At 59.5% G+C, this 12,849-nt stretch carries 5 protein-coding genes and 1 tRNA gene; 2 read left to right on the top strand and 4 right to left on the bottom strand.

Features of this window, described 5'->3' with window-relative positions; translation table 11 throughout:
- Positions 1 to 36: 36 nt before the first annotated feature.
- Positions 37 to 615: an RNA polymerase sigma factor gene (locus H1B37_RS14780; protein WP_182867429.1), complete on the bottom strand. Its 579-nt coding sequence runs from the start codon at positions 613 to 615 to the stop codon at positions 37 to 39.
- On the opposite strand from H1B37_RS14780, the gene H1B37_RS14775 reads away from it, so the two are divergent.
- The gene (locus H1B37_RS14775; protein ID WP_182867428.1) at positions 614 to 2,326 is read left to right on the top strand and encodes an FAD-binding protein; all 1,713 of its coding nucleotides are present in this window, start codon (positions 614 to 616) and stop codon (positions 2,324 to 2,326) included. The two genes, H1B37_RS14780 and H1B37_RS14775, sit on opposite strands and share 2 nt — an antisense overlap.
- A 226-nt stretch (positions 2,327 to 2,552) precedes the next feature.
- Here H1B37_RS14775 and H1B37_RS14770 read toward each other — a convergent pair whose 3' ends face one another.
- Both H1B37_RS14770 and H1B37_RS14765 read right to left on the bottom strand, forming a co-directional pair.
- Complete coding sequence (locus tag H1B37_RS14770; protein ID WP_182867427.1) at positions 2,553 to 3,110, bottom strand: Uma2 family endonuclease; 558 nt, start codon at positions 3,108 to 3,110, stop codon at positions 2,553 to 2,555.
- A 40-nt stretch (positions 3,111 to 3,150) separates the two neighbouring features.
- A tRNA-Arg gene (locus H1B37_RS14765) sits at positions 3,151 to 3,224 on the bottom strand.
- A gap of 512 nt (positions 3,225 to 3,736) precedes the next feature.
- Here H1B37_RS14765 and H1B37_RS14760 point away from each other — a divergent pair.
- Positions 3,737 to 5,383, top strand: coding sequence for a putative transporter (locus tag H1B37_RS14760; RefSeq protein WP_182867426.1), 1,647 nt, complete (start codon positions 3,737 to 3,739; stop codon positions 5,381 to 5,383).
- A gap of 349 nt (positions 5,384 to 5,732) precedes the next feature.
- Here H1B37_RS14760 and H1B37_RS14755 read toward each other — a convergent pair whose 3' ends face one another.
- Positions 5,733 to 12,740, bottom strand: coding sequence for a hypothetical protein (locus tag H1B37_RS14755; protein WP_182867425.1), 7,008 nt, complete (start codon positions 12,738 to 12,740; stop codon positions 5,733 to 5,735).
- Positions 12,741 to 12,849 lie beyond the last annotated feature (109 nt).

Raw genomic sequence — 12,849 nt, 5'->3', positions numbered from 1 at the left:
AGTGGCGGATGGTGTTCGGTTGCTCGAGACTTACCCTCACTCATCCTGCGTCCCCATTCGATGAATCAGATTCTGCCTTCCTCGATAAAGCAATCCTGCTGCTGCGGACTCAGAGAGATCGAGGGACGTTGCGACTTCTTTCAGCGATAAACCTTGAAGATGCTTCATGATGACCGCCATACGCTGTTTGTCGGGCAGTTCTTGCAGTGAAGAAAGCATGGTTGCGATCTGTTCGTTGCGAGAGGCCAGTTGGCTCGGCGACGTCTCGTCTCCGGCCAGCACTTGCTCTAGGCGTGCGAAGGACTCCTCAAGTTCAGACTCTCGTACTCTCCGGCTGACGTCGTGTTTCTGTGTGTTCAGACGCTTTACCGCGTCTAGCATGTTGTTCTGGAGTGCTTTGCGTAGCCAACCGAAAAACGGGCCTTCGTCCAGGGGATCGAGAACTCCGGCACCAGCGTGCGCTTCCAGCAGCGTTTGCTGCACAAGGTCCGAAGCCTCGATATCACCTCGATAAGCAGGAGAAATCATGGCCTGGGCAATGGTCACAAGCACGGGCCGAAACCGTTCCAATGCCCCTTCAAAATCGCTCTTTTCTTCGTTATTGAGTTGTCCCATGGAGGATTCCTATTCTGCCAAGCGACGTATCACGGCCGATAGTGCGCGAAATTTCCAGAACTTATGTTTTTTCGCGCATAGAACTGCCGGCGAATTCGCTTTTCGTGTTGGGAGCAAGCTTATCACGCTCGACGGACTTCCTGCGAACATGAAGCGATTGAATTTCGGCCGCAATATCACGTTGAATCCTCGCGTACTGCACGCTCCCAGGTGCGAGCAGGAGGTGATCGAGATTCTTGACGCGAACAAGGGTAGTCGCATTCGCTGCATCGGTCGGCTTCATTCGTGGAGCGAAGCAGTCCAGTGCGACGATGTGTTGCTGGATCTGCGGTACCTCAGTCATGTAGAGCTATCCGCCTCCGGCGATACAGCGGTCGCGCGGGCCGGCGGGGGATGCCAGATCAAGCAACTGCTGGCAGAACTGGAGAAGCAGAATTGGACATTGCCATCGGTTGGTTTCATCACCGAGCAGTCGGTAGCTGGTGCGATTTCCACCGGCACGCACGGATCCGGCCGTCATTCACTTTCACACTACGTGACAAGCCTCCGAGTCGCGAGGTACGACCGCGATAGCGGCAAGGCGGTTATCGAGGAAATTGAATGTGGGGACGAGCTTCGCGCCGCCCGGTGTTCCTTGGGCTGTGTCGGTGTCATTCTTAGCGTCGCGATAAGGTGCCGCCCGATGTATCGCGTGGAGGAGCATTTTCGTGAACACGACAATCTGGACAGCGTCCTGAGCGCGGAGAAAGACTACCCACTTCAGCAATTCTACCTGGTCCCCTGGTGTTGGACATTCATCGCTCAACATCGACGTGAAGTGGAGGCCCCGAATTCTCGCACATCGTGCGTGTACCATTGGTATCGTTTCATCGCTCTCGACGTCGCAATGCACTTGTTGATTCTTCTTTCGGTGAGAGTCATCCGCATTCACGCTTTCATACGAACTCTGTTTCGCTGGGTGCTACCAACATTTGTCGTCCAGAACTGTCGGTTTGTTGCAGATTCAACGACGCAACTGGTCATGGAGCATGGACTATTTCGACATGTAGAGATCGAGTTGTTCGTGCAACGGGACCGGTTGGACGCGGCGCTCAAGTTCCTCCAGCATGCACTTTGTACTGCGGGAGATCGCGTAAGCGATCCTGACGAGGCGTTTCTTGATCAAGTTGACCAGGCGAACTGCACAGAAGCGCTCGATCAGTTGCGCGGCAAGTATTGTCATCACTACCCGATCTGTGTCCGTAAAGTCTTGCCGGACGATACGCTGATCTCGATGGCAAGCAATGCAAACGCGTCGCCAGTCTCCGAACCAGCCAACGCGACTGACCGCCCCCCAAACTACGCCTGGTACTCGATTACGTTGACCAACTACCACCGCGGGGCGAATCGAGAGCCCTTCGAGAACCTGGCTGAGTTTTTGGCAAGATCTATGAGACGCCTGTTTCGCGCCAGGCCACACTGGGGAAAGCTCTGTCCGCTATCCTCCGATGATCTTCATGCCCTCTATCCAGCAATGGGCCGATTTCGCGAAGTCTGTGCAGAACGCGATCCAGATGGGCGGTTCAACAATCTTTGGACGGAGAGCGTTATTCACCATAAAGACCAGCTCAAATACGAAAAACACAAGTCGAGTAACCGCCTTTGTGTTCGATCTTCTTTGCGTAGTGACCGCAATCAGCGACCACCAGATCTGACTTCGTCATCAGCTTGATCCTCTTCAGTATCGCAATGTGTATGCGGGACTTCGATCGGGGCAGAAGTAGGCTCCTGACCCGAATGGCACCGGGATAAGCCGATACGCTGAGCCGTAGACGCTAGCCTCGGGCCTTACCGCCGTGTTAAAGACGTATCAAGGCCCGCGACTAGCGCCGTCGGCTCGCTAAGCCCGTGCCATCCGCTCCTGACCCTTTTTCTCTTCTTGCCCTCAAACGAGAGGCTTAGCCTGTGGTGAGCGTCACCTGAATCGCCAGCGGAGGCAGACTTCCGATGGGGTTGCCAAATTCAAACGTTTCGTTTGTGCCGTAGCCTTCTTCGCCAGGGTGTGTGAATCGCTCGATTGTTTTGCTGCTTGGCAGAACGATCCAGTATTCAGGAATCTGAGCTTCGGCGTAGACCGCTGCCTTGGCTCGATCGATAGCTTCGGAACTGACGGCGACTTCAACGACCAACTGCGCTGTCGAAGGGTGGTTTGCGCCGGGCTGGTAAGACCCAACCTGGACGATCGCGATGTCGGGTTCCGGTTCCGATGACGAAAACGTCAGGGGCTCCTCCTTTCGCAGTTCCAACTCCGCGGGCAGTTGAGCCTCAATCGCTGAAACGAGTTGCTTGACGATCAACGTGTGCAGGGGCGACTTGATCATCTTTTGCAGGATTACCCCACCGATCAATTCCGTTCGCTGGTCGATGATCCCTGCCTTTCCCATTCGGTGATAGGTTTCGACCGAGATCGGAACAACGGCATCACGGATGGCGGGGTTTGATAAAAGAGCGCTCACCAGAAATTCCAGGCGTGCGACAGGTCAGACCGTCAGAAAGTACACCCGGCAGGATTCGAACCTGCAACCCTCGGTTCCGAAGACCGATGCGCTATCCAGTTGTGCCACGGGTGCTCGTCTTGCGACAAGAGACGTATTTTGCCTGATTCGGGTTCGGTTGTCTAGCGCTGTCGAGCAACTTCGTCACCCAGATTTTGAATCGGTTCTGCTGGGGCCGCGGAGCTCGATGCAGACTACGGGAAAAAGTGGTTGATCCGCAGCAGAAACTGTCGTGGTCTGCTGATTGAGTCGGTTTCACTCGCGGGTTCCTTGAATTTGAGTTCCCCCTCTCTTTCGGGGTGGCTCGGTCCGCAAGAAAGACAGGTGCCCACCGATGATAGCGCGAACCCACGGATCCGATGCGGCCGGGGATCTGAGGGCGGTCGATGAAGTGTCCGTGACTTTTTTGTCGCTAGCAGCGCAGAACGCACCGCAAGATGCGGACAACGGTGGTTTGTTCGTGGGGCAGCCTGTCGGTGCTATTGAGCGGTGGCGGCCGATCGAGTACGAATCCCTCGGGGCAGGGCGAGAATACAGGCACTTGCCACCGACGCACTTGCCACTTTCGACTTGGGAAATTTGATTCAATGCCGCCTGTCGCTGCTGCCATTTTGATCGTCACGCTCGTTGCCGTGAGCGGGCTGGTGCTGGGCGGAATTCGCATCCGCGGGATCGGGCTGGGGCCGGCCGGGGTGCTGTTTTCGGGGATCTTGTTCGGCCATTTCGGTGCCTCGATCGATCACGAGATCGCGGATTTTACGAAAGAGTTCGGGCTGATCCTGTTTGTTTTTACGATCGGATTGCAGCTCGGTCCCGGTGTGATCGAGCTTTGGAAGAAGCAAGGCATCCTGCTGAACTCGATGGCGCTGTCGATCGTCGTCCAAGCAGTCGTCTTGATCTGCATCTTCGTCACCGTGCTCGAGCTTCCGGCGTTGACGTCGGCAGGGTTGTTCAGCGGTGCGACCACCAACACGCCTTCCTTGGGTGCCGCCGAACAGGCCGCATTGTCACTTTCGGAGGATAATCGCGGCGGCATCGGATCGCTCGCGTCGGCCTATGCGGTCGCCTATCCGGGCGGCATCCTGGGAATCATCGCGTCGATGCTGCTGATCCGGCGGATATTCGGCGTGGACGTCAACGAAGAAGCGGCCAAGATCAAGCAGCAGGAGAAACAGGACTACGAACCGATCGAACGTCGCTCGATCGTCATCGACAATCCCCATTTGGGGTCGGTTCCGTTCGGCAAGATTCCCGGTGTCGAAGAGTCGGGGGTGCGGGTGTCGCGAATCCGGCGTGCTGGCGAAGACGTCGTCCACGTGGCGACCGACGAAACGGAATTGCGTGACGGAGACCTCGTCCAACTGGTCGGTCCACTGAGTGAGTTGGACCGCATCGAACCGGTGATCGGCCGTAAGGTTGATGTCGACCTGATGAAGGAACCGGGCGAGGTCGCTTATCGCCGTATCTTGGTCACCGATCCCCGCGCCTTGCGAAAGCCTTTGCGCGAGTTGTCGCTGGACCAAGTGTTCAATACGACGGTCACACGGATCATCCGTTCGGGCGTTGAATTGACGGTGCGTGGATCCAGCCGATTCAATTATGGGGACATCGCCCACATCGTCGGTGACAAGGAATCGATCGAGCGTGCGACGAAGTTTCTGGGCAACAGCGGGAAATCGATGAAGGAGACGCGGTTTTCGCCGCTGTTCTTTGGCATCGCCGTCGGGGTCGTCGCCGGCATGATTCCGTTTCATCTGCCCGGTGTGCCGTTCCCGATCCGGCTGGGGTTTGCCGGCGGACCGCTGATCGCGGCGATCGTGTTCAGTCTGATCGGCAGCATCGGCAAGTTCGTTTGGTACATCCCCTATTCGGCCAACCTGGCGCTCCGGGAACTGGGGATCATCCTCTTCCTGGCCTGTGCGGGATTGGGCGCCGGAGAAACCTTCTTTAAAGCCGCCCTCAGTGTCGAGGGCATCAAGTGGATGGGGCTGGGGATCATCGTCACGATGGTCCCGCTGCTGACGACGGGAATCGCGGCGCGGGTGATTTGGAAACAGAATTTCCTGACGATCTGTGGCGTGATCGCCGGCAGCATGACCGACCCGCCGGCGCTGGCGTTCGCCAATTCCCAAGCCGACTCGGACGCCAGTTCGACCGCCTATGCGGCCGTGTATCCGCTGACGATGATCCTGCGGATCATCGCCGCCCAGGCGATTGTGATGATGTTTGCGTGAGTGGTTGCGGCGGTCTCACCGATGGCAAGGCGCGGGTGTTCGTTGTGGCTCGGACGCTGGCGCGAACCGACTGATGTCAAATGAATATCAGCCGCTTTGCGCGAGCCCAATGTATGAGCCGACGGCGCTAGCCGCGGGCCTTGGATTGCCGCTCGAGACTCGTAAGGCCCGAGGCTAGCGCCTGCGGCTCAGTTTGTGATCGAAAGTAGGTGGCATTGGGCGCCAGCCTGCGGGCCCAATCATGAGCGAAACATCGCTGGCCCCCTCATCCCCAGCCCTTCTCCCCCGCAAAGCCGGGGGAGAAGGGAGCCATTGTAAGTTGTGTAGACACCAGTGGTTCCAGGGAGAGTTAATTCATTTTCGTGTCGGTTGGGCGGTTGCTGACCGCGACGGCCAGTGTGGCTGCCAGGCCGGCCAGCAATAGGGTGACCAGGGCGATTTGCCAGGATGAGATTCTGAAGAGCGAGGCGAATTCGAGTTCCAGTTCCAGCGGTGCATTCTCGGCGACTTGCACGGTGCGGCCGAAGGTGTAAACCGAGCCTTCGTCGGGCAAACTGATGATGATCGCTTGTGGTGCCGGTTCGGTGGTGCGTTGATGGCGGACCAGTCGGGCGGCGATCTGCTGCAGCACGGCGTTGTCTTCGGTCGTGTTGCCACGCAACAACTGGCTGAGCTGTTGGGGGCGGAAATTCAATTGGTCTTGCTGCAGGATCGGGTTCTCGGCCGCCGCTTGGCGTAGCTGTTGATCGTCGGCCATCGCCGTGTCGCTGGGCGTGTTGTCCAGGTACAGTCGTTGGCGGCGGGTGTTGAGTCCGACGATGGCTTGTTGGGTTTGCAAGTTTTCCAGCTGCACGAGGGCGTCTTCGTTGGACGCGGCGTCCAGGGCGTATTGGTTGGCGACGCTGTTGAGCGCCCAACGCGCCTTGGTCTGCTGGCCGGCTTGAAGCAATTCGTTAGCTTGTTCGAGCAACTGGGCGGCTTGCTGTGCTTGGGCCTGTCGCTTGCCGACGACCTTGGACAGGTAGGATCCGCGATCGTATTGTTCGTGCTGGGTCTGGGTGATCAGTTCCAGGTTCCCGTCGTCGTCGATCAGTTCAAAGCCTTTGGGGGCGACGACGTTCCATTGAATGTTCTCCAGCGGCACGTTCAGTTCGGGGCTGGTCAATTGCAAGTCACTCAAGCGACCGCCGGTGACCGAATAGACGAAGCGGACGGTCGCGGTGCGGTCGTCGATTCCCGGCAGAATATAAAACTGCCAGCGGTTGGTGTCGCCGCCCTGGCGAATCGAATGGACGCTTTCGCCGTTGACGAAGATGCTGAACAATTCACCGCCCTGGGGAAGCCCGACGCTCAGACTGCTCCGCTGGATGACTTCGACGGTCACGTCAACCGATGTCAATTGATCGCCGGTCGGTGACAGGATGGTGGTCAAGGAGCCTTGGGCGACACGGAGCTTGAGAGCATCGGCGATCGAGTGTCGTTGTGCGCGGACGGTCAACGGACTGTCGGGGGTGACCGCGCGGAACGTGAACACCGGGGCGTTGCGGTTTTCGGCTTCACGCAGTTGCGTCGGCAACGTGCTCCAATCGACGCGCTGCCAGCCATCGGAGAGGGGGTCGTGTTCCAGTTCTAAACGGCCACCGGCACGGACGGCGACGTAGTACGACAATTGTCTCGCCTGCGGGAACCCGGCCGGGCGGAGTGTTTCGCTGTCGTTTTCGCGTTCGCCGCGGCGTTCGTATTCGATGCGAAAGTCGACCTTGCCGACCACGCGGCGTTTGAATTGAATCTCCCAAATGTTCGAATCGGCAGCCGTCCGGATAAAGTCGCTGACCGTGTCGCCGCTGGCTCGCACGGTTTTGATCACGTCGGGATCCGTGATCGGCAGCACGACTTGCAAGGCCCGCACCGACGCATTTTGAATGTTAAAGTTTGCGATCATCGCCGATCGCGTCTGGCCTTCACGCAGCGTGACTTCGTGCAGCACTTGGCCGGTCACCCAGGGATCCAGTTTTTCGATCCCCAGAACCAAATTCCAATCGTGTTGGAGCAAACGAAACGCCAGCGCCCCTTGAGCCTGGCCGCCCATGGTCCGGGGGTCGGTTTCGGAGACGTTTTGACGCGAGACGGTTCGCAGGCGAATGCCGGTGGTCGGGCGGACGACCAGATCACCGGTTTGACGCGTGGCTTCGTTCAGCCGGAACCGCGGGATCTGCCACTGGCCGACGTCGCTGGGCGCGGCGCCCGAAAGTGCCATCGCAAAGGTCTGTGTGCCGAGGGTTTTGCCGCTCAAGTGCAGGATGATTTGCCGCTGGTCGCCTTCGTTCAGTTCGGCCCAGTGGTGCAGCGCCGCGCCGCTCAGCGATTCGACTTCCAATCCTTCGGGGAGCGGAAAACTTAATTGGAACAGCCCGGCTCGAGAGATTTCCGCGGCAAAATTGACTCCCAACACGACGCGTTCATCGCCCAGTGACAGCACTTGCTTGCTGACGACGCGCACCTCCGGCGCGACCGGTGCGACGCGCACGGCCACTTCACCGCCATCGGCGCCGTAGCGATACACGCGATGCAAGACGGCTTGCTTGTTGGTGATCAGGTCGGCGTCGAAGTCACCCAGGTTGACGACCGACATTTGATTCGGAACCGACGATTCAGGTTGGGCTTCGCCACCAAACGCGATCGCGACCAATCCGACTTCGCCGCCCGCCTGGGCGACCTTCATCGGCGACAACGTGACGTCGGTCGGCAGCGGATCGAGCCCCCGCTGGGTTTCGATGGTGACGTCAAAGGCTTGCGACTGTGCGGGGTCGATTTGCAGTTTCAGTTCGCCGCTGTCGGCATCAAATTGCCAGGAACCGACCGGACCGGTCACGGCGCTGACGGTCAGTCCCGAGGGGACCGTCACGTTCAATTCGCTGACCTGTCCCTGGGCGGTGCGGATGTGAAGTCGATGTCGGCCGTCGACGACACCGGGGCCGGGCAGGTACAGGTTGGACGCTTCGACGAAGAACTTCGTTTCCTCGGTCGTCACATCGCGGGCCTTGGGTTTGAGGAACAAACTGGCCGGTCCCGGCATCAGCAACACGTTGGCCTGGGTCGCGTCGGTGACTTCATCCGCATCGATCCGCACGGCGGTCGGGCAGCTGACGTCCCATCCGGCTTCGTCATAGCGAAGGTCGATTTCTTGGACGGCCGCAACTCCGGTCAACACCGGGATGCCCGCGGTCGGCTGGACGGCTTCCAGTTGAAACTGAAACGTCGCCCGGTAATCCGCGGTGGATTCCGGCGCAGTGTCTTCGGTCGCCTCCGTTTCCTCGCCCGGTCGTTCCGCCACCGGGATGCTGACGATGTACGACAGGCCTTCGTCGGCGACTTCGGTCTTGGTCAGACGCAACCCTTTTCCTTCGAATTGTGTCAGGATGGCGGGGGCTTTGAGCAACAGGAATCGATCGCCCGGTTTTCCGGAAAGTGTGATCGTTGCGTCGGCGGTCAGCCGCGCGTCATGATGCGTCAGTTGCCATTGTTGTTTGATGGAGCTGGCCGCATTGAAGCCTTCGGGAACCGCGGCCACACTGCTTGCCGACGAAGCGAGCAACAGGGCAAAGAAGACCAACATCGGCGTCGCACCGCCAAGTTCTTCGCCCGAGGCGGATTCCTTGGCTTCCCGTTTCGCCGCCCGTTTGGCTTTTTGTTGTTCGGCGAGTTCGCGTACGGAGTTTGTGGTGTGGCGGATCCACTGGCGGGCCGGTGGCACGAACAGGAACACCAGGATCGCCAGGGCGAGCAAGCCGAAGAACCACCCCGCACCGTCGCCTTGCAACAACACTCCCAAAGCGAGCAACAGGATGCCGCCGCCACGCAGCAGTTGTTGTTCTTGCGTGTTGGTTCGCCGAAAGGACCAGCCGATGGCGACCAGACCACACAGCAGTGCGGTCACACCGGATGACGACACATTGACTCGCCACAGCGGTGTGTTGCTGACTTGCAATTGAATCGTTTCCCCGGCCGCCAAAATCGGCACGCTCAACTGCAGCGGCTCCGGGGTGCCGATCTGTGAAAACGCGACCGCTGCGGTGACCAGCGCCACGCCGATCGCGACGGTCAAGCTGATCAGTCCTGCGACACGCCGGGATCCTGCGTACCGGCATCCCCAGACGCCGAGCAGAGTCAGCAACACGATCACGATCAACGGTCCGAGCCCACGTTTGGCAACCCAGTCAAACCCGGACGGCCGCAGCACCGGGACCGGCGGTGTCACGGTTCCGCCACTGGGGGCGAGCACGTATTGCTCATCGCCGGTCACGTCCCATTGGGTCTTTAGGACGGGCGCGAAAACGGTCGGCAAGGCGAGTTCGGGGTGGGACTGGTCGACGGTCGGTTTTCCCAAACGCAAGCGGACTTCGACCGGAACGTTGGGATCGGTGCCGCCGGGCAACGGGATCAACGTCGCATCGTCGCTTTGCCGCGCGGTGACCGGCTGGCCGGCAACCGAGACGGCCCACAGACGTACCGGATCCTCGGGCAACTCGATCCGCAACGCCCGTTGTCCACGCGTCTTGATGAAGTACAGAACGTCGGTGACCAGTTCTCCGTCCTGCGACACCCGACTCTTCGCCTCGGCAAACTCCACCACCTGCGTCACCGTCGTGCCGGGTTCGAACCAGTTCACGTTCAATGTCAAATTGAAGGGACGTTCGGTGTATTGCCACGTTCCCAGTGGCGGCGCGGTGCTGAGCAACCGCAATTCGGCGGGCAGTTCCAATGGATCCAGGTGCAACATGTCGTCGGACACCGACTCGGTTTGAATCTTGACCTGCATCGGGCTGACGACCTGGATAAATCCCCGTTCGCCCTGAACATCCAGCGGCGTGATTTGACCGGGCCGGAACGCGCCGTCGTTCGTGTCGGGTTTTTCTTCAAACGTCACCAACAACGTGTACGGGCCCATCACCGGTTGATGCAACGAAACAATCAACGTGTCGTCTTCACGACGGTACGTGCGAACGTCTCGCCCGTCGACCATCACGTTGCCCAGTTCGGCGGGGACCGTGATCCGCCACTGCGATACCGGCGCCCCGGTGACGAAGTAGTTGATCAACGCGCTGCCATAGACGGTTTCTTCGCTCAACGAATACAGATGAAACATGTCCGCCTGTACGCTGCGGTCGAGTCGCTCGACGCGCATCGTCGCCGACCAGCCGGGTTGTCGAATGCGAAACGCTTGCTGCAGGTTCGGCATCGGTTTGGGAAAGTACGACAGCGGTTTTTCGGCCAGAAGATCGGTGGTGTCGACCGAGATGCGGAATCCGGCGGCACCGATGATTCCGATATCACCGCGCACCGAATTGGCCTCGGGGTATTCGATCCGTGGCAGATCCCAATTGCCTTCCGATGCGGCTTCAGTTTTTTCCAGATGCAGCGAAACGAGTTGCCGGCCCGCCACGTCTTGGCCGAAGACGACTTTCAAGTTGCGTCGTCCATCGGTGACCGCCGACGCGGTGATGTAGTCGGCCACGTTGGCACCGGTGACCGAGACGACCGAATAGTCCGCTGGGATTCCGAAATCCCACTCGCGAATCGGTGCTTCGCGGACATCCAATTCGACGTCGGCCCGGATCACACGATCGGTTTCGGCAAGTTCGTACAGTACCAGTTCGGAGACGTTGACTTCCGGTTGGATTCGATCGGCGGCGATGGTGAAGGTGTGCTCGGCGGAGGGAAAGCGATACACGAAAACCTGTCGGGCCTGGACCGCTTCGCCGGGGAATTGATCGGGCGCCAGCTGATTCAATCCGCTCAACGCCGTCGGTTCCAGCCGCACCGACCCGGTGTTCATCAACCGCAAGAACCCCGAGTGCCGGATCGCACCGAGCGGATCCAGCCGCAGCCCTTCGACGCGGACCGGGAACGCGCCGAGCGCCGTTTGGCTGCGGATGTTGATCTGGCTGTGACCGCTGATCGGCTGGCTGAGCGTCGCTTCCAGACGGCGGTTGTCGTCGGTCCCGGAGACTTTCCAACCGATCAGATTGTCGCCTTGGACATCCAGGATTTCACCGGGGCCGCGAAGTGCGATGTCGAGCGATTTTAATTCGCCCTGCAGCACTTGATATTGGATCTGGTGGTCTTGGCGAAGCAGCCCCGCGCCGACCTTTGCTTCGACCTTGCCGGTGGTCGTGAAAAACAATTTTCCTTCACCGGTTTGCCTTGCCGTTTTCCATTGCAACTTGGCTCGCCCCGTCGCCGGCAAGAACCCCACCCAGGCGTCTTCACTGCGAAGCGGCACCACGGACTCCTGGTCGCGATGGAATTCCAGATCGGCATCGAGTCCGCGTAGCGTTAGCGGGACGACGGCGCTGGCGGCGACGGTGAAATCCATGTGTTGCACGTTGACGCCCGGCGTGGCCAGCGTGGCGACAAACTCCAATGACACGGGGAATGAACCCGCCTGGGGAAACGTCAGCTGGTAGACCGATCGGCCGTTCGGCGTCGCCAGTTGTAATTGGTAGTTCGGGTCGTTGGGAATTTCGCTGACGGCGGCATTGCCCGAAAGGACGACGAGTTTTGCATCGGGCTGGGTGACCTGGGCCGTGCCGCGGAGCTGAAAGCGAACGGATTTTCCATCGGGATTGATCTGGCCGTCTAGCGTCGTCTCAACAAGTTCAACCGCTGCGGGCGCGGCACCGTCACGATGGAGCGACAGTTTGATCTCGCCACCGGTGGCGGTTTGGAAACGACTTGCACGGTCGCCCGATTCCAGCGGAACAAACCCGTCGACGGAAACGACCGTGCCGAGAATCTCGGAGGCATACTGGATGGTCAAGACGCAGTCGAAGCCGACCGAGTCGCCGGGGGTCAGGTGTGTCAGGGCGATCGTCGCGGGCAGTTGAAGTTCGTCGGAGCGGGTTTTGATTTCGACTTGCAGGTCCGTGACGCCTTCGTCGACATGCAGATCCAGGAATCGCGCGTCGCCTTCGCGGCGAACCGCCCACGATCGTAGGTTTTCGCCGCGGACCTCGGTCACCTGATCGTCGCCGTGAACACCCACGCTTAACGTTTTCGCGCGGCCTTGAATCACCTTGAGTGTCAGTTGAATGGTTTGTTCGACGCGCTCGGGCGAGACGTTTGCCGTCGACGTGGCGCGGGCGGAATAGAAGACCGGCGGTTCGGGGATCTGCCCGCGGGCTTCGACGATGATCGTGCCGGTCCCATCGGCGGCGATGGAACTGTTGATGTTCGCCTGGGCCGCGTCGTCTTGGGCGTGGCACGGATGCTGATAAAGCGATAGCGGCCCCAACAGAAACAGGGTGACAAGAACGACGAGCGTTGCTTTCCGCGGTGACGATGTTGGCGCATTCATGGATGTCGTTCCTGGGGGAGAGGAGTTCTCGGTGCAAGGTGCGGGGAAGGTTGGTTGTGGCTGGGAGGCACTCCAGTTCCACCAATCGTCCCTCCCCTCGCTACGCTCG

The sequence above is a fragment of the Stieleria mannarensis genome, from assembly GCF_014154935.1.
Taxonomy (GTDB): domain Bacteria; phylum Planctomycetota; class Planctomycetia; order Pirellulales; family Pirellulaceae; genus Stieleria; species Stieleria mannarensis.
The sequence above is the reverse complement of the archived record's forward strand: the minus strand, read 5'-3'. Positions and strand labels throughout refer to the sequence as shown.

Excerpts from the sequence above, each read along its gene's own strand:
- H1B37_RS14775 (WP_182867428.1), top strand. The coding sequence starts at position 614 with ATGGAGGATTCCTATTCTGCCAAGCGACGTATCACGGCCGATAGTGCG.
- H1B37_RS14755 (WP_182867425.1), bottom strand. The coding sequence starts at position 12,740 with ATGAATGCGCCAACATCGTCACCGCGGAAAGCAACGCTCGTCGTTCTT.
- H1B37_RS14760 (WP_182867426.1), top strand. The coding sequence starts at position 3,737 with ATGCCGCCTGTCGCTGCTGCCATTTTGATCGTCACGCTCGTTGCCGTG.
- H1B37_RS14780 (WP_182867429.1), bottom strand. The coding sequence starts at position 615 with ATGGGACAACTCAATAACGAAGAAAAGAGCGATTTTGAAGGGGCATTG.